This window comes from Hymenobacter actinosclerus, from assembly GCF_900111515.1.
Classification (GTDB): domain Bacteria; phylum Bacteroidota; class Bacteroidia; order Cytophagales; family Hymenobacteraceae; genus Hymenobacter; species Hymenobacter actinosclerus.
Map to the genome: position 1 here is coordinate 173,828 of NZ_FOHS01000001.1, position 18,196 is coordinate 192,023.

General features: G+C 62.4%; 14 protein-coding genes. 6 read left to right on the forward strand and 8 right to left on the reverse strand.

The window, feature by feature from the left end:
* Window positions 1-133 precede the first annotated feature (133 nt).
* The gene (gene arfB / locus BMY67_RS00760) at window positions 134-541 is read left to right on the forward strand and encodes an alternative ribosome rescue aminoacyl-tRNA hydrolase ArfB (protein ID WP_092767366.1); all 408 of its coding nucleotides are present in this window, start codon (window positions 134-136) and stop codon (window positions 539-541) included.
* 516 nt (window positions 542-1,057) lie between these two features.
* Here arfB and BMY67_RS00770 read toward each other — a convergent pair.
* Window positions 1,058-1,420, reverse strand: coding sequence for a hypothetical protein (locus tag BMY67_RS00770; RefSeq protein ID WP_092767370.1), 363 nt, complete (start codon window positions 1,418-1,420; stop codon window positions 1,058-1,060).
* Window positions 1,421-1,594: 174 nt separating this feature from the next.
* Entirely contained in the window at window positions 1,595-2,980 is a 1,386-nt protein-coding gene (gene mgtE / locus BMY67_RS00775; RefSeq protein ID WP_092767372.1) for a magnesium transporter, read from the reverse strand.
* A 325-nt stretch (window positions 2,981-3,305) separates the two neighbouring features.
* Between mgtE and BMY67_RS00780 the strand changes: the two genes are divergently transcribed.
* From BMY67_RS00780 to BMY67_RS00790, 3 genes are all read left to right on the forward strand, one after another.
* Window positions 3,306-4,124, forward strand: a complete 819-nt coding sequence (locus tag BMY67_RS00780; RefSeq protein ID WP_177189633.1) for a cyanophycinase — start codon at window positions 3,306-3,308, stop codon at window positions 4,122-4,124.
* 174 nt (window positions 4,125-4,298) lie between these two features.
* Entirely contained in the window at window positions 4,299-5,546 is a 1,248-nt protein-coding gene (locus tag BMY67_RS00785; protein ID WP_092767376.1) for an OmpP1/FadL family transporter, read from the forward strand.
* 27 nt (window positions 5,547-5,573) lie between these two features.
* Window positions 5,574-6,998 (forward strand): SGNH/GDSL hydrolase family protein, encoded by a 1,425-nt coding sequence (locus BMY67_RS00790; protein ID WP_218144586.1) that lies wholly within the window; start codon window positions 5,574-5,576, stop codon window positions 6,996-6,998.
* Between the two features lie 76 nt (window positions 6,999-7,074).
* Here BMY67_RS00790 and BMY67_RS00795 read toward each other — a convergent pair whose 3' ends face one another.
* The 3 genes from BMY67_RS00795 to polA form a co-directional block, all read right to left on the reverse strand.
* A complete protein-coding gene (locus BMY67_RS00795; RefSeq protein WP_092767380.1) occupies window positions 7,075-8,106 on the reverse strand; it encodes a YpdA family putative bacillithiol disulfide reductase in 1,032 nt (343 codons plus the stop codon).
* 31 nt (window positions 8,107-8,137) lie between these two features.
* Complete coding sequence (locus tag BMY67_RS00800; protein WP_092767381.1) at window positions 8,138-8,569, reverse strand: DoxX family protein; 432 nt, start codon at window positions 8,567-8,569, stop codon at window positions 8,138-8,140.
* Between the two features lie 836 nt (window positions 8,570-9,405).
* Window positions 9,406-12,324, reverse strand: a complete 2,919-nt coding sequence (polA, locus tag BMY67_RS00805; RefSeq protein WP_092767383.1) for a DNA polymerase I — start codon at window positions 12,322-12,324, stop codon at window positions 9,406-9,408.
* Between the two features lie 241 nt (window positions 12,325-12,565).
* Between polA and BMY67_RS00810 the strand changes: the two genes are divergently transcribed.
* Together BMY67_RS00810 and BMY67_RS00815 are read left to right on the forward strand one after the other, a co-directional pair.
* On the forward strand, window positions 12,566-13,093 hold the full coding sequence (locus BMY67_RS00810) for a DUF1684 domain-containing protein (RefSeq protein WP_092767385.1): 528 nt from the start codon (window positions 12,566-12,568) through the stop codon (window positions 13,091-13,093).
* A gap of 74 nt (window positions 13,094-13,167) precedes the next feature.
* The gene (locus BMY67_RS00815; RefSeq protein WP_092767386.1) at window positions 13,168-13,758 is read left to right on the forward strand and encodes a ferritin-like domain-containing protein; all 591 of its coding nucleotides are present in this window, start codon (window positions 13,168-13,170) and stop codon (window positions 13,756-13,758) included.
* 159 nt (window positions 13,759-13,917) lie between these two features.
* On the opposite strand, the gene BMY67_RS00820 is transcribed toward BMY67_RS00815, so the two are convergent.
* The 3 genes from BMY67_RS00820 to BMY67_RS00830 form a co-directional block, all read right to left on the reverse strand.
* Window positions 13,918-16,368, reverse strand: a complete 2,451-nt coding sequence (locus BMY67_RS00820) for a hypothetical protein (protein WP_143069651.1) — start codon at window positions 16,366-16,368, stop codon at window positions 13,918-13,920.
* Between the two features lie 18 nt (window positions 16,369-16,386).
* The gene (locus BMY67_RS00825) at window positions 16,387-17,589 is read right to left on the reverse strand and encodes a DUF4249 domain-containing protein (protein ID WP_245744819.1); all 1,203 of its coding nucleotides are present in this window, start codon (window positions 17,587-17,589) and stop codon (window positions 16,387-16,389) included.
* 67 nt (window positions 17,590-17,656) lie between these two features.
* Window positions 17,657-18,196 (reverse strand): DUF4249 family protein (locus tag BMY67_RS00830; RefSeq protein WP_143069712.1); only part of this gene is annotated, 540 nt, incomplete at its 5' end.

Here is an 18,196-nt window from a genome sequence, read left to right on the forward strand (position 1 = left end):
GCGTTACTGTTCAACGATAGTGGTGCCACGACTTCAGCAGTCGTGGCACCACATCCGCCTTCACCACCGGCCCACATCCGCTCAATATTTCTCACATTTACCACATTCCCGCACATTTCTCACGTTCACCCCCATGCTCCCTGCCGCCGCCGATTTTCTGCCCGAACTCCAGTTCCAGACCAGCCGCAGCAGCGGGCCGGGCGGCCAGAACGTAAACAAAGTGGAAAGCCGCGTGGAGCTGCGCTTCCGCGTGGCCGACTCGCAGCTGCTCTCCGACGAGCAGAAGCAGACGCTGCTCCAGAAGCTGGCCTCGCGCCTCACCCAGGAAGGCGAGCTGCTGGTAACGGCCCAGGAAGACCGCAGCCAGCTGCGCAACCGCGAAACGGCGCTGCTCAAGTTTCATCAGCTGCTCACCAGAGCCCTGCACCGCCCCAAAACCCGCCGCCCCACCAAGCCCGGCAAAGGCGCCGTGCGCAAGCGCTTGGAATCCAAGAAAAAGCATGGCGACAAAAAGGTGAACCGGGGCCGGGTGGATTTTTAGCGAGTCTAACAAAAAGACCGTTTATGAATGGGGACCAATGAAAGCATTAGCGATAATGCTGGGCCTCATACTGCTCTTTTCGCCTCTGGGAATTGTCTTTCTTTTTCTACTCGTAGGTTGGGGGCCTTATATGGCTGTTGGCTTAATATACATGCTGTTGCCAGCACTCCTGTACCGAAGGCTTCGTAATCTTCCCCTGTTCGCTGCCGCCCCACGCCAAACAGTTTTCCATTGGTGGACTTGGAGTGCCTACGTTGGAATGGCGCTCATGCTTGTGGGTATAGTGCTAGCGAAGAGGTGCTTAGGTGTGGAAACCAATGTAAAAGAGTTTCTCGCGCAAGGTTTCTGGCTATGGCTGCCACCCATGATTGTGGCTTTGATACCAGCATGGCTTCGGTACCGCGCCGCTATCAAATAACCAATTCCAAAAAACTGTTTTCTCTATAAATAGGGAAGCCCCCTACCGCTACCACGAAAGGCGCAACCGGGGGCTCTAATCTGCAACAGAATGCCAGCCTACACCCGCTGGAAGTGCGAGGCTTGGCGCAGCGTCCGCTCGGAGCCCGAGTTGGGGTCGTTGTAGGTGTAGTCGCCGACTTCGACCGACAGCTTTTTGCCGATGAGCTGCTTGGTATCCAGGTCCTGGCCAGCTTTGGGCTCGATGCCGACTGTTTCGTAGAGGCCCATAATAACGGGGCGGCCGGCGTCGGAGAGGTAGAAGCGCTGCAGTACGAAGCCCTCGTCGTTTTCCATGCGGGCGGCGAAGTACGGGATGCCCTGGTTTTCGCTCTGGCCTTCTTCGATGGCCGTAATTTCGACCGTGTGGCGGCCGTCGGACAGGAAGCCTTTCTCCTGGCCTTTTTCAACTGGAATTTTCATAAGATCAATGCTGGATGGTTTCTGCATTGCTAACGAAAATAGGCTCAGGAAAGTTAGCTAATTTTTATAGCAGCAACCAGGGTAAGCTATTAGCGGCTAGCTGTTAGCTGATAGCCTGCGTTCTGCAAAAAAAAGCTGTTGGCTATCAGCTAAAAGCTAGCAGCCCAAAAGAGCCTACAGCAAGGTGCCGCGCAGCACCATCGTAGCCACCGTGAAGTAAATAATCAGGCCCGTTACGTCGACCAGCGTGGCCACAAACGGGGCCGACGAAGTGGCGGGGTCGAGGCCCACGCGCTTGAGCAGCAGCGGCAGCATAGCCCCCGATAGTGCCCCCCATAGCACAATAAACAGCAGCGACACGCCCACCGTTACAGCAATCAGCGCCCAGTAGGGACCGAAGTAGCCGGGGTTGATGTACTTGGCCCACAGAATGATACGCATCGATCCTACTACGCCCAACACGGCACCCAGCATCAGGCCCGCCAGCAACTCGCGGCGCATAATCAGCCACCAGTCGCCAAGGCGGAACTCGCCCAGGCTCAGGGCCCGGATGATGAGCGTGGTGGCCTGCGAGCCGGCGTTGCCGCCCGCCGAAATAATGAGTGGAATGAACAGGGCCAGCACGGCGGCCTTCTGCAAATCGTCCTCGAAGTGGTGCATGGCCGAGGTGGTCAGCATCTCACCCAGCAGCAGAATCACGAGCCAGCCGCCGCGCTTTTTCACCATCCGGAAGATGGAAATATCGAGGTAGGGCTCGTCCAGGGCTTCCGAGCCGCCCAGCTTCTGAATGTCTTCGGTATCCTCTTCTTCGCGGATGTTGAGGATGTCGTCAATCGTGACGATGCCGAACAGCACGCCCTCGCTGTTGATAACCGGCAGGGCCACCCGGTCGTTGCGCCGGAAGTCGTCGATGGCGTCTTCCTGGTCCTGCATGGTATTCAGGGCCACGAAGCGGCGGTTGAGCAGCTCGCTGACCGGCGTTTTAGGGTCGGCCAGCAGCAGGTCGCGGATAATTACGTCGTCGATGAGCCGGCCCCGCTCGTCGGTTACGTACAGCACGTTCAGCGTTTCCGACTGCCCGCCGTGGCGGCGGATGTAGTCGAGCACCTGCTGCACCGTCCAATGTTCGCGAATGGCAATGTAGTTGGGCGTCATCAGCCGGCCCACCGACGACTCGGGGTAGCCCAGCAGCTCCAGCGTAATTTTGCGCTCGGGCTCCGAAAGCCGCTGAATCAGCTCGCGCACCAAATCGTCGGGCAGAAATTCGAGCAGCGCCGTGCGGTCGTCGGGCGACATCTCGTTGAGAATGTCCGACATCTTGTCCTGGCTGAGGTTGGCCAGAAAGTGCTTCTGAATATCGAGGCTCAGGTACTCGAACACCTCAGTGGCCAGCTGCAGGGGCAGCAGCCGGAAGATAATGAGCTGCTCGCGTTCCTCTTCCTCCTCCAGCAGCTCCACCACTTCGCTGGGCTCGAAGCGTTTGAGGGCTTCCTTGAGCTTAAAGAACTCGCCTTCCTGAATCAGGGACGTAATGTGTTCGAGGGTCGGGTGCTGATTCATGAACTAAGAGGAAGAAGCAGTTTTTCGCTAGGCAGAAGGCATTTATGACAGGGCCGAACCGGCGCGCAAAAGTACGGCTTTCCGCACCTAATCGGTTCAGCGAAACCCAACTTTCTGCCGCCCCAACGGCGGCCCGCCAGTCGGGCCAGCCCTGCGCCGGAAGCCAGTTTTACGTTGGCCGACGCCCCGGTGCCGCCCGGCCCCGCCCGGTTTGCGTGGCCGCCGGCCCGGCCGAATGGCCGGAGCGGTGGCCGCCGTAATGGCCGTTGGGCTTGCCGAATCCAATGGGGGGTGTACTTTTGGAACTCGCTCCCGCCGCTCTGCCATGCCCCAAACGCCCGCCGCCTTCCCTCTCGGCACGCTCGTCGCCCTTGGCGGCGGCGACGACGACGCCATGCTGGCCCTGCTCGGCGAGCTGCTGCCGACTCCCGAAACGCCGGTCGAAATAGTAACGGCCGCCTCCTGGCGCAACGCGGCCATGACCGGCGCGGCCTACGAGCGGTCGTTCCGCGAGCTGGGCTGCCCGGCCGCCCGCTACCTGCCCATCAGCGAGCATCAGTCGGCCGACGCGCCGGCCACCCTGCGCCGCCTGGCCCGGGCGGGCCTCGTGTTTTTCTCGGGCGGCGACCAGGAGCGCCTGCTGGAGCTGCTGGCCGGCACCGAGTTTGCCCGCCAGCTGCAGCAGCGCTTCCAGCACGACGCCGCCTTTATCGTGGCCGGAACCAGCGCCGGGGCTGCGGCCCTGCCCGAGCAGATGATTATCGACGGCTACGGCTGGCGCTCCTTGCGCAAAGGCGGCATCAAAACCGGCGCGGGCCTCAACCTGCTGCCGCGCCTGTTCATCGACCAGCATTTTGCCGAGCGCGGCCGCTTCGGGCGGCTGGCCCACGCGCTGCTGGCCCACCCCGCCTGCCTGGGCCTGGGCCTGTCGGAAGAAACCGGCCTGATTATCCGCGGTGGCCGGCACGCCACCGTGTTCGGCGACGGCGTGGCCACCGTGCTGGATGCGCGCGCGCTGCACGGTACCAACCTGGGCCGCATTGGGCGGGGCGAGCCCGTAAGCTGCCAAGACCTGCGCCTGCACCTGCTGGTAGCGGGCCAGCAGCTCGACCTGACTACCTGCGAAATCCGCAATTCGGCTTGAGGCGCCGCGGCTTGGCTTATTGCCGGTTCCGTGCACATTTGCCGGCTGCTTAGTCAGCACTCACCCACCCCGGTAAGGCGCAGTATAAATTTGTTCGGCTTGCCGACTAACCAATGTGTTTTTCCTTACATTTAGGGCGGTAAGCCCCAGAATTTCCACTTTTTCACCTTTTGTATGAAATTTAAGTCTCTACTTCTTGCAGGAAGTGCGCTGCTCACGGCTACCGCGGCTTCGGCGGGCGGCTACCAGGTAACCCTGGCCGGCATCAAAAACAACGGCATGGGTGGCGTCGGCGTGGGCTTGTCCCTCGACCAGGCCGCCATGTTCTATAACCCCGGCGCCCTGGCCATGGTGCGCGACCGGGGCGTGCAGATTGGTGCCAACTTCACGTTTGCCCGCAACTCGTTTGTGGCGGAAGGCAGCAACCAGCAGCGCGAACTGCGCAACAGCGTGGTTACGCCGGTGAGCCTGTTTGCCGGTTTCGGCCCGCAGGAAGGCAAGTTCCGGGCGGGCATTGCCGTGTACACGCCCTTCGGCAGCAAGCTGCAGTACGCCGATGGCTGGGAAGGCCGCACGGCTCTGACTGACATCGACCTGAAGTCGGTGTTCGTGCAGCCCACCGTCAGCTACGCCATTACCGACCAGCTGAGCATCGGGGCCGGCCTGGTAGTGCTGGCTTACGGCGCCGTGAACCTGCAGCGCGACGTGCCGCTGCCTGACTCGTACGGCCATATCGAGCTCGACGGCAAGGCCGAAACCAAGCTGGGCTTCAATGCCGGTATTTTCTTCAAGCCTTCCGAAAAGCTGAGCGTAGGTATCAACTACCGCTCGAAGATTGATGCCCAGGTAAAGGACGGCGACGTAACCTTTACCAACATTCCGGCTACTTTCCAGCCTCGTTTCCTGGCCACCAAGTTCTCGGCTACGTTGCCCCTGATTGCCACTACCAGCATCGGCTTCGGCATTATGCCCACCGAAAACCTGACCATCGGCCTCGATGCCAGCCTGGCCAACTGGAGCGCCTACAAAACCCTGCGCTTCGAATTCGACCAGGATATCAACGGCTCGAAAGTGAGCGAGTCGCGTCGGGAATACCAGGACGCCCTCACGTTCCGCCTGGGTGCCCAGTACAAGCTCACCAGCGGCCTGGTAGTGCGCGCCGGCGGCTCGTATGATGAGAGCCCGGTGAAGGAAGGTTTCGTAACGCCTGAAACGCCCGACAACGACCGTCTCAGCGGTACCATCGGTGCCTCCTACAACTTCGGCAAGCTCGGCGTAGACCTTTCGGCCCAGTACGTCGGCATCAAGAAGCGCACCCAGACCCAGCAGGAGCTGGTGACCAATGGCACCACCGACCGGATTGCCGGCACCTACAAGACCAACATCGTGATTCCCGGCATCGGCCTGAATTACACCTTCTAGTTCTAACCGCGACTCACTCCTGATTCCATGAATACTACTTTATTTCGCAAATCTGCGCCGATGCTGGCCCTGCTGGGCCTCGGCCTGAGCGCCTGCCAGCCCGACCTGGAGAAAGACTTCAAGCCCAGCAGCGGCACGGCCGACTTCTCCAACTACATTGCCGTGGGCAACTCGCTGACGGCCGGTTACTCCGACGGTGGTTTGTATCTGGACGGCCAGCAGCAGTCGTACCCAGCCCTGCTGGCGGAGCAGTTCGCTACGGCTGGTGGCGGCGAGTTCGTGCAGCCGCTGTTCGGTGCGGGCCAGGAAAACGGCTCGGGCTACATTCGGTTGGTTAACATCGTAAACGGGGCTCCCGTGACGGCCAACGTAACCGACAAGCTGGCCCTGCGGGCTGGTTCGGCCCCCGGCAAACCGCTTTACACCAAGTACACCGACAAAATCAACAACCTCGGTGTACCGGGCATTCGCCTGTCGGATATCGAAACGCCTGGCTACGGCAGCGTGCAGGGCAACCCCTTCTTCGAGCGGATTACGCCCGATGCGCAGGCTGGCCAGACGTACTTGGCGCGGGTAGCGGCTTCCAATCCTACCTTCTTCACCAACTGGCTGGGCAACAACGACGTGCTGGGCTACGCCACGGCCGGCGGCGCGGCCAACTCCCTCACTCCGCTGGCTGATTTCACCAGCAAGAATTCGAAGCTGATTGACGCCCTGACTGCCAACGGCGCCAAAGGCGTGGTCGTTACCATTCCTGACGTAACGACGATTCCGTTCTTCACCACCGTGGGCCCCAGCTTCCGCACTACCCTGGAAGGGCTGAAAGTGCCTGGCCTGGTGATTCAGACGGGTTCTGCCCCTGGCGGACCTACTACGGCCAACCGCAAGCAGATTACTACTGCCGACATCAAGGCCGTAGATGGCACCGGCCGGCAGTTGTTTACGTTGATTTCTTCTCCTTTCCTGGGGCTGCTGAACACCAAAACGGGTCGCCCATGGCGCTACGTGTATGGCCAGAGCGGCCAGCCTGCCGCGGGTTTCCCGCTGTTTCTGGCGGCCTACGGCATTGATACCACGGCTGCCTTCGGCGTGTCGGCCGGCAACCCCATCCCCAGCCTGTTTGTGCTCGACGACGTAGAGCAGGCCGCGGTGAAGAAAGCCACGACGGATTTCAATGCGGCCATTACCGCCAAAGCTGCGTCTAAGGAGCTGGCTGTATTCGATGCCAACGCCTTCTTCTCTAAAGTGGCCACCAATGGCCTCGTAGTGAACGGCATAAACAACACGGCCGGCTTCGTGAGTGGTAACCTGTTCTCGCTCGACGGCGTGCACCCTACGCCCCGCGGCTACGCTGTTGTGGCCAACGAGATAATCAAGGTTATCAACTCGGCCTACCAGGCTAAAGTGCCGGCGGTAAACCCGAGCGACTACCGGGGCGTGAAATTCCCGTAACCAGCCGAACTTCTGACGACCAAAAAGCGCCCGCCTCGATTGAGGCGGGTGCTTTTTTTGTCGAGCCGTGTTCAACTCAGCGGTTCCCCAGCTGTACGGGCTGCAGTACCTCGGGCAGATTGGGGGCCGGCGCACCGGCCAGGCGGGCGGCAATGAGCTGGGCGTGGTAGCGGCCGTTTTCGATAAACCAGCGGCTGGTGTTGCGGCCGCCGCACACGGTGCCGGCCAGGTACAGGCCCGGGCGGTTGGTTTCCAGCGTGTCGGCGTCGTGCGCGGGCGTCTGGGCCGCGTCGGTGCCGCACGCAATGCCCAGGGCCGCCAGAAACGAGAAATCGGGGTGGTAGCCGGTGAGGGCGTATACGAACTGCGCCGGGAGCGTGCGCGGCCCCTCGGGCGTGGCCACCTCCACGGCGCCGGGCGTAATACGGGTAGCGGTGCTGTTGAATAGGGCCCCGATGCGGCCTTCGTTGATGCGGTTGACGAGGTCGGGCCGGATCCAGTACTTAACCGAATCGGGAATATCGGGGCCGCGCACGAGCAGGGTGGGGCGGGCGCCGGCCCGTAGCAGCTGCAGCGCGGCTTTGGCGGCCGAGTTTTTGGCTCCTATAATCACCACGTCCTGTTCGGCGTGGGCATAGGGCTCCTTGTAGTAGTGCGACACGTGGGGCAGGTTTTCGCCCGGCACGTTCAGGTAGTTGGGCAGGTCGTAGAAGCCGGTGGCCACAATCACGTAGCGGGTGCGCAGGCGGCCCTTATCGGTAACGAGGGTGAAGCGGCCCTGCTCACCTTCCAGCCCGATCACCCGCTCGTAGAGGCGCAGCGTCAGGTTTTCGGCCTGGGCCACGCGGCGGTAGTAGTCGAGCGCGTCCTCGCGCAGGGGCTTATAGTGCAGCGTCGTCATGGGGTAGCCCCCGATTTCGAGCAGCTCGGGCGTCGAGAAGAACTCCATGTTGGTAGGATAGCCCACCAGCGAGTTCACCAGCGCGCCCTTGTCGAGCACCACGGCGCTCAGGCCCCGCCGCTGCACTTCCAGCGCGCAGGCCAGCCCCACCGGTCCGGCCCCGATTACGGCCACATCGAAGCGGGATTCAGTTTCAGAAGCATTCATGCAGGGTAAACGGGCGGCGGTGGCGTTCTGTTTAAAGCGGCCGCCGGGCCAGCAGGGCCTTTAGCGCCCCGGTGCTCCACAGCGCCCAGCCAATCAGCACGGGCTGAAAGAACAGGCGGCCCAGGCGCTTGGCGTCGGTATCGAGGCCGAAAGCTGACAGGTGGTGCGTGTACTGGTGGATATTACCCGGAAACACGGCCGCGTAGAACAGTCCCAGCCCCAGGCCCATGCGTACCCGGTTACGGCCCTTCAGCGCCAGCAGCCCCAGGCCCAACCCGATTTCGACCACGCCCGAAGCCAGCACGGTCGTGTCTTTATCGAGCGGAATAAAATCGGGTACCTGGGCCTGAAACTCCTGGCGCTGGAAGGTGAGGTGGCCGGTGCCGGCCACGACCATAAAAGTGCCCAGCAGCCCGCGGGCTACGTTTTGCAGGGTGGTGGTGTGGGGTGCTTTCGATGCCATAAGAAGGGGCCGGGATAGGGCCGGCTCCGGGCTATACGGCCCATTGGCCGGCCAAGATGCTGATTGTAGGCTTCCTGCTAGTTGGAATTGAACCCACCTCCGCTTGGCTGAACGGTGAATTGGAGCATTTTAGAGTGAGATACCTGTCTTTTGGTACCCAAGCAACTATTGCGGCACCAGCATGGTCAGACGGGTAATTGATTTCACTCTTTCACTCATCAGCGCTTATGAAAACCCCCATCCATGCCGTTGCGCCCTTGTTTCTACTGGTTCTGCTCGGCTCCTGCTCTAAAGAGAAAGCCGAGCCTACTGGTCTCAACGATACGAAGTGGCGACTAACTGCCCAGACCCGAGAGCAATACTCGAAGGGGGGCTCCCCATGGCGCAGCCATAATGGTTCTGGATGTTTAGGGCTGAATACCCTTACGTTCGCTGCCTCCGGCCAAGTACTTTGGACGCGGGAGACAGGGAGTTGTTCTCCCTATTATGATGTCTATGGTAAAATGCGAGGGAATGTGTGGGGGCAGTGGAAACTAAACGATTCACCCTCCCAACTACGGATTACCCCCGATAGCAAATTGCTTTTTCCGGCTAACTATAATGCGCTACCGGTAACAATAAACTCATATTGGACAGATGAACCGTACGAAGTTGTAGAACTGAACGCCACTACGCTTATACTGAGTAGAACCCATACGTTTCCGCAGGATTCAGTTTACATTTCAAAAGATACGTTCACCCGGGTAGCAGAGTAAGCAATCAAAGACGGCAAAATAATCTTGTCGTAGTTGATGAGTCGCGCAGCCAACAAGCCAAATGCGGTTGCAAAGCCCTGCCTAATGTGCCTGCAGCCAGTTCTCGCCGGTGCCTACTTCCACCTCCAGGGGCACGCCGTGGGGCAGGAGTAGCGCGGTGGCCATCAGTTCCTTTATTTTGGGCGTGATGTAGGCTACTTCTTCGCGCACGGCGTCGAACACCAGTTCGTCGTGGACCTGCAGAATCATGCGGGTGCCGAGCTTTTCCTGCACCAGCCACTCGTGGATGTTGATCATGGCCTTCTTGATGATGTCGGCCGCGGTGCCCTGGATGGGGGCGTTGATGGCGTTGCGCTCGGTGTAGCCGCGCAGCGTGGCGTTGCGCGAGTTGATGTCGCGCAGGTAGCGGCGGCGGCCGAGCAGCGTTTCGGCGTACTCCAGCTCGCGGGCCCGGTTGATGCTCTCGTCCATGTACTGCTTCACCGACGGAAACTCCTCGAAGTAGGTCTCGATGATATCAACCGCTTCCTTACGGCCGATGCCGATACGCTGGGCCAGCCCGAAGGCCGAAATGCCGTAGATGATGCCGAAATTGACCGTTTTGGCCTTGCGCCGCATCTCACCATCCACCTCGCTCAGCGGCACTTTGAACACCTTGCTGGCCGTGCTGGTATGAATATCCTGGCCCAGCCGGAAGGCCTCAATCATCGTTTTGTCGCCCGCGAAGTCGGCCATGATGCGCAGTTCCACCTGCGAGTAGTCGGCCGCCAGCAGCAGGTGGCCGGCGTCGCGGGGCACGAAGGCCTTGCGGATTTCGCGGCCCTTCTCGGTGCGGATGGGAATGTTCTGCAGGTTGGGATTGGTGCTCGATAGGCGCCCGGTGGCCGTAACGGCCTGGTTGAAGCTGGTATGCACCCGCCCGTCGAGCTCGCACACCAGCTGGGGCAGGGCCTCAACGTAGGTGGAGCGCAGCTTGCTGAGCTGGCGGTACTCCAGAATCAGGCCCGCGATGGGCGCGTCGGCGGCCAGCTGGCTCAGGATTTCCTCGCCGGTGGCGTACTGGCCGGTTTTGGTTTTCTTGATTTTCTTGCCGCCCAGGTCCATTTTATCGAACAGGATTTCGCCGAGCTGCTTGGGCGAGCCGATGTTGAACTCCTCGCCGGCCTCCTGGTAAATCTGGCCTTCCAGCTCCGTGATGTAGCCCTGCAACTCGGCCGAATACTCGCCCATGGCCACCGAATCAATCTTCACGCCCTCGTATTCGATGGCCGCCAGCACCGGCACCAGCGGGTTTTCCACCTCGTTGAGCAAATCCAGTAGCCCCACTTCTTTTAGCAGCGGCTCGAATACGTGCTTGAGTTGCAGCGTCACGTCGGCATCTTCGCAGGCGTAGTCGGCCACCTCGGCGGGCGGCAGGTCGGCCATGGTTTTCTGGTTTTTGCCCTTGGCGCCGATGAGGGCCGTGATGGGCACCGGCGTGTAGTGCAGGTAAGTTTCGGCCAGCACATCCATGCCGTGGCGCATGTCGGGCTCCAGCAGGTAGTGGGCCAGCATGGTATCAAACAGCGGCCCCCGAATCTCGACGCCGTAATGCTTGAGAATGGTGAGGTCGTACTTGATGTTCTGGCCCACTTTTACAATGCCTTCGGCATCAAAAAACGGCCGAAACTCGTCCACCAGGGCCTGGGCGGCTGCCTCGCTATCCTGGGGCACGGGCACGTAGTAGGCCTCGCCGGGCAGCCAGCAGAACGAGAGGCCCACGAGCCGCGAGGTCATGGTGTCGAGGCCGGTGGTTTCGGTGTCGAAGCTGACTTCGGTTTGCAGCAGCAGGAACTCCAGCAGCTCGGCCCGCAGCTCGGGCGTGTCCATCAAATGGTACTGGTGCGCCACGTCCTCCAGCGTGCGGCGGGGGCCGGCGGGCGCGCCCACCTGGCCGGTGCGGCCCTCCTCGGCCCCGATAGCCACGGCCGCATCCGAGGACGCGCCGAACAGGCTGCCCTGGCCGGCGGCGGCCACTGAGGGCCGCCGGGCCCCGCGCGGGGTGGGGGTGCCGCCGTTGGTCACGCCGGCCGCGCTGCCGGCTCCGTCGCCGAGGACGCGGGCGGCCAGCTGGCGGAATTCCAGCTCGTCGAACAGGCGGCGCAGCTCCTCAATATCGGGCTGGTCGAGGATGAGTTTATCGGCCTCAAACTCAATGGGGACGTTTAAATGAATGGTAGCCAGCTCCTTGCTCATGAGGCCCTGCTCGGCAAACTCGCGCACGTTCTGCTGCTGCTTGCCCTTGAGCTTGTCCACGTTAGCAATCAGGCCCTCCACCGAGCCGTACTCTTGAATCAGCTTTTTGGCCGTTTTCTCACCGATGCCCGGAATGCCCGGGATGTTGTCGGAAGCGTCGCCCTGCAGGCCCAGAATATCAATTACCTGCTCCACGCGCTCAATCTCGAAGCGTTGCAGTACGTGGGCCACGTCGAGGATTTCGGCGGCGTTGCCCATGAAGGCCGGCCGGTAGATTTTCACGCACTCGGTTACCAGCTGGCAGTAATCCTTGTCGGGCGTCATCATGTACACCTCGCCAAAGCCCTGCTGCTCGGCCCGGCCGGCCAGCGTGCCAATCACGTCGTCGGCCTCATAGCCTTCCACCATCAGAATGGGAATGTGAAAGGCTTTGATAATCTGCTTGATGTAGGGAATGGCCAGGCCGATATCCTCGGGCATGGCCTGGCGCTGGGCTTTGTAGTCGGCAAACTGCTCGTGCCGAAACGTCTTCTTGGCCGCGTCAAACGCCACCCCGATGTGGGTGGGTTTTTCCTTTTGCAGCACCTCCACCAGCGTGTTGGTAAAGCCCAGAATGGCCCCGGTGTTCAGGCCCTTGGAGTTCACCCGCGGGTTCTTGCTGAAAGCGAAGTGGGCGCGGTAAATCAGGGCGAAGGCGTCGAGCAGGAACAGCTTGCGGACGGGAGCAACGGGGGCAACAGCAGTGGTTTCGGCGGAGTCGGTCATAGGATAGCGAAGGTACGCAGGGCGAGGCGAGATGGGAAAGCCCCTGGGCGGCAGCGGGCGGGCGGGCCGTATCTTGGCCCCGGTGCCGACGCCTTGCGGCGCCTTCTCTCTACTATTTTCGATGCCAATGGTTTGCCGACTGTTTTATTTGCTGGCCGCGGGGCTGCTGCTGCTGACGGCCGCGCCGCTACCAGCCCAGCCCACTGCCCAACGGCCCGGCCCTACCGAGCATGCCCGCTAGGTGGCTGTTTTCCAGCAGGAGTTGAACGCCGAGTTCACCGACCCGGCCCGCAGCCCGCTGTCGGCCAAAGAGCGGCGGGCCTTTGCCGGGCTGCCCTTCTACCCGCCCGATTACGCGGTGTGCGTGCTGGCCCGCTTCGTGCCCGACTCGCTGGGGCCGGTTTTCGCCATGCCTACCAGCACGGCCAGCCGGCCGCTATACCGCCGGTATGGCGAACTGCAGTTCGAGCTGAACGGCCAGCCGCAGCGGCTGCAGGTGTATCAGGGCCTGGATCTGCTGGCCAACCCCGCCTACCGCGACTACCTGTTCGTGCCCTTCACCGACCGCACCAACGGCCGCGGCTCCTACGGCGGCGGCCGCTACCTCGACCTGCGCCGCGGCCAGATCCGGGGCGGACAGGTGGTACTCGATTTCAACAAGGCCTACAACCCCTCGTGCGCCTACGCCGCGGGCTACGCCTGCCCCGTACCGCCGCCCGAAAACCGGCTGCCCGTGGCCGTGGAAGCGGGCGTCCGGCACCAGCAGTAGGCCGCCGACCGTCTGATTGCTAACTAAGTGGCCCGGTTTGGCGTAAGGCAGGTGAACCTAATCTTACTTTCCTTATGAAATCTTCCCAAACTGATTCCAACAACGAGCCCAAAACCAAAGCCAAGTCGTCCGGCATGCTGGGCAAGCTAGTGGGCGGCGCCTTGCTGGCGCTGGGCGTGAGCTACCTGGTAAACAAAACCCAGGGCAAAAAAACCGCTGTGTCCGACGACGAAACCGGTACGCTGCAGGAGCTGCTGCTGTTCGTGAACGACCGGATTGCCGGCTATAAGCGGGCCGTGGATGAAAGCAAGGATGCTGAGCTGACCGGCTACTACAAGCAGCTCGTAAGCCAGAGCCAGCAGTTTGCCAACCAGCTCAACCAGCACCTGCGCCAGCTGGGCGGCGGCCGCGAAACAGGCACCACGCTCAAAGGCAAGCTCTACCGCCGCTGGATGGACGCCAAAGCCACCGTCACCGGCTCCGACGAAAAAGCCATCCTGGCCGCCAACGTGTATGGTGAAGAGTGGGCCCTTAAAGCCTACCAGGATGCCCTCGACAGCCAGAGCCTGACCGGCCAGCTGCGCCAGGAAGTGGAGCGCCAGTTCGAAAAGTCGCAGCAGACCTACGACAAGCTCAAGAAGCTCGAAGGCAAGCAGTCGGCCTAGAGTTGCGCTATCCGCTGCCAGTTAGCGGCCGCTAGCTTCTCTGCCAAGTAAACCGCGGCCCGCATAACTCCTGATTGGAGTTGCGCGGGCCGCGGTTTTTTACGCTTGCACCATTCTGCTAATCTAAAAGCTGCTGGCCGACAGCCACTAACCAACGGATCAGAGGGCGGGCTGCACCTCGAAGGTACTGCGGCTGCTGCCGGCCGCGCCGGTGGCATCGAGGCCTTGCACTTCTATCAGATAGCGGCCGGGCTGGTCGCCGGTGAAAAACTCCAGCGGCTGCGGCGCCGTGCCGGAGCCGGCCACGGTTACGGCCGGGTTCCAGTACAGCAGCTCGCGCATATCGGGGCGGCGGCTGCGCTGCTGCTCGGGCGTATCGTAGCGCGGGGCATAAAACTCGCGCTTCTCCTGCAGGCCCTCGTACTCCTGAATCAGCACCCGCGGGTCGAGCTGGAAACCTTCGAGGTTGCCCTTGTAGGTCCGGAAGCTCACGATGCCGTCGTAGGCCGCCTCGCCCTGAAAGTAGCGGCTGTTCACCACATCGAGCCGCTGCACCTTGAGCGGATTCATGGCCATAATCTTGTTGACATTGAACACCGGCACGCCGTCGAGCAACACCAGAGGATTTTCCTGAAACAGGCTCTTACTGATGTTGTCCATGGTCATCAGGTGAAAGCCGTCGTTGCGAATGCGCACTATTACGCCCGGCACGTACTCGCGCAGCACTTCTTCGAATACCTTGAACCGGGTGTAGGAGTCGAGCGGGTAAGTGGCATCGGGGCGGCCGTAAAACGGCACGCTGTCGGTCGGCATCACCCGGTACCGGTCGTACTTGCGGCCCGCAAACACGGTTTGCACCTGGGCCTGCAGGTGGCGGCGGGCATAATCGGTCCGGAAGCGGGTCGTCAGGTCGAAGGCGGGCGGCGTGGGCAGGGTCGCAAACTGCTCCGAGTAGGGGTCGAGCAGCGTGATGCGAGCGGTGCTGTCCTGGCGCGGATCGGTTTGCAGCATCACCGTCTGGGGGCCGTAGAGGTTACCGGGCTCGAAACGCAGCAACCCGTTGGCGTCGCTGTAGTCGGTATAGAGGCGCACTACCCGACTCGGCGACGAGAAGTAGGTGGTCAACCCAGCGCGGGGCTCTTCACTGTTGGCACGAGTCAGGCGGGCCTGCACCACGGGGCCGTACAGTTCAGGCTGGAAGGCTGGTGGGCCCGCCGCGGGCCGCAGCACATCGGCCCAGGTAAAGCGGCTCCAGCCCTGCACCAGCAGCAGCTCGTCGGTAGCCGCTTCCGCTTCGGGGCCAGTAGCCGCAAAATAGTAGCCGGGGTTCTCTACCGATCCGCGCAGCTCCGAGGTCAGGCCCAGGTACTGGTCGATGGTCGGGTTGGTGGCGGCGCTAAGCGAATCGAGGCGGTACACAGCTACTGAGAGGCTGGCGGGGCCGGCCGCATTGGTGGCGGCTACATTCAGGCTCACCTTCGCGCGGGGCGAATAGCGCGGCTGGTCGGGCCGGGCCGTGAGGGCCAGGCCGTGCCGGGGGCGCTGAAAAAACAGCCGCTCGGCCAGGGGCTGGCGCGCTTCGCTGAACAGCGTAAAGCGCGACACGCCATCGGGCAGCTCGCGCTGATTAACAACCAGCTCTGCCCGACCATTCTGCAGGCGCAGCGGGCGGGCCAGCGCGGCCTGCTGGCGGGCGTGGGCCAGCAGCAGCACCGTTTCGGGCTGGCCGGGCGTGCTCTGCACCGTCAGCAGAAGCTGGCCGGGGCTGGCCGCCGGGGCCAGGCTCAGCACGTAGCCCTGCTCGCGCACGGCCGGCAGCCGGCTCGTAAAGGCTTGCGGGCGCGGCTGGCCCGGCCCGGCCGCCCGGTTGATAACGGCTGAGTAGGCACCTGCGCCGGTAGCGGGCGTAAACTCGAAGCTGCCCATGCCGCCACGGCGGGTGCTGAAATTGGCTACTGCCGTACCCTGGGCGTCGAGCACGGTACCGGTGGCTGCCACTGCGCGGCCGCGCTTGTCGGTTACCTTGAACGCTACTTTACTCCGCAGCCCGCGCACCAGTTCGCCCCCTTCCGGGAAAAAGCGGGCTTCCAGCGCGGCCGAATCGGGGGCTGGTACCGCGCCCGAAGCCGCAAAGGTGTTCACGACCGTAACGGTGCCGTGGAAGAAAGCCTGAGGACCGAAGTTGCGCATCCAGCGGGTGTAGGCCCGCACCGTGTAGCGGCCCGACGGCAGCGACGCGGGCAGCAGAAACGTGCCCTGCCCGGTAGCCTCGCGCAACGGTACTTTGCCCCGCAGCACCGGCCGGCGGCCGGCATCCAGCACTTCCACGTAGGCCACACTGCTCAGGGCCTGCGGCCGCCCCTGGGGGCCGCCAGTGGCGTACAGCTTAAACCACATGGTTTCGCCACTCAGGTACAGCGGCCGGTCGAAGTGCAGAAACAGCTCTTCGCGGGGCAGCTGCCGGGCATGGCGAGCCAGCTGGCCGGTGAGGCCGCCGAGCGAATCGAGCGGCGCCTGCGCGGCGGCAGCGGTGGCCAAACCCAGCAGCCCGGCCAGCAGCAGTCCGCCGGTACGATGAAGGGGAAACGGGAAACGAGGAAGACAAAGCATAGCGAGATCTAATAGATTCTACCAGAAGGAGGGACGGCTGGCCGTGCCGCGGGTCCGGCAGTCGATACAGTCAACCGACTTGGCCCAGAAACCTTGCCCCGGCACCCGCGTAATCGGGATGTAGGAGGGGTCTGCGAAGGCTGCGAATAAAATGGCGGCTATTTCATCGGCAGTGGGTGGCGGGTCGCCCGCGTAGGGGTTCACGATATCGGGCGGCATGCAGTCCTCGTAGCCCGTGAGCGGAACAGTACCAGCAGGCAATTCTCCGCGGCCCACAAAGATGCGTTTTTCGCTGACCGAGTGCGCGCCCACAAAACCGAGGGCGGGCAGGCCATCGCCGCCCTCGTCGAGGTTGCGCACGTTGCCCGTGAGCTGGCTGGGCTGGGCGTCGAAGAGCGAGCCGATGTTCTCGCTGTTCTTGGCCAGCAGCTGCCAGTAGTCGTACTCTTCGCGGGTAAGGGCCTGCTGGCGCACGCGCAGGCTGTAGCGGCTGAAGAGACGGTTGGAGTTGAGTGGCAGTACGCGCAGGCGGAAGTCGCGCACCCGGTCCTGGCTCAGGCCCGCCGTCTGGCTTATTACAATCTTCGGCGACTGCTCGCTACCCCAGCACTTAGCCGGGTAAGGGTAGGGAGAAGCAATTTCCCCAATCCGCCCCTTGCCGGGCCCGGTGCTGTAGAACTGGATATCGGGCCGATAGATAGGGATAATTTCCCAGGTTTCGTCGTACTCCCAGCGGTAGAACTGGCTGGTGCCGGTCGGGTCCTGGGTGCTGAGGTAAAAGTTGAAGCCTGAGTCCTGGGCCTTCCACTGCAACTCATCGATGGGTGGCGTGCGCTTAACGGGCACGAAGTCGGAGGCGTACTGCTGACCCTTGGCCGTGCTGATGCGCAGGCGGCAGAGCGCGCCGGCGGGCAGCGTGAGCGGGGCACCGGTATAGGAGCCGGGCGCGGTTTCGGTCAGCGCGTAGCTGGGCCCGTTCTGCAACTCGATCAGCAGCTTGGCCTTGGCTTCGGGCGGTGGGGTGGTTTTGGTGGCCAGCGAAATGGTGCGCGAGAGGCGGATGGCGGTGGGCCCATCGGCGTTGATAAAGCCCTCGACCACGAGCAGGTTCGGTGGCGCATTGATCACATCGGGCGCGTACGGCTCCACGCAGCCCGCCAACCCTGTTACGAGCGCCAGCAGCGTCAGCCATTGCCTGCAAGGTCGTAAGAGCGTTTTCACAGAGGGGGATAGGTAGTTCATGTATATGGAGCAGCACCGGGTGGCGTAAGCAGTCAGGGGGCCGCTGCTACCAGAAAGCAGGCCGCACCGTAGTGCCGCGGGTACGGCAGTCGACGCAGTCGCGGGAAAGGACTAAAACACGGCATGGGTCCTGCATGAATGGGAAAAAGTTGCCATCATGAAAGGCAGCGTAAAAAATTTGTGATTTCTCCAGTGCTGAACTTGGCGGTTTACAAAGGTCAATTTTGACAGGCGGATCGCAGGCTTCGTAGCCGTTGAGCGGGTTGCTGCCGGCGGGCAGCTCGGTGCGGTCGACGAAGATGCGCTTTTCGCTGACCGAGTGCGCGCCCACAAAGCCGAGGGCGGGCAGTCCGCCGCTGCCCTCGTCGAGGCTGCGCACGTTGCCCGTGAGCTGGCTGGGCTGGGCGTCGAAGAGCGTACCGATGTTCTCGCTGTTCTTGGCCAGCAGCTGCCAGTAGTCGTACTCTTCGCGCGTGAGCACCTGCTGGCGCACGCGCAGGCTGTAGCGGCTGAAGAGGCGGTTGGAGTTGAGCGGCAGCACGCGCAGGCGGAAGTCGCGCACGCGGTCCTGGCTCAGGCCCGCCGT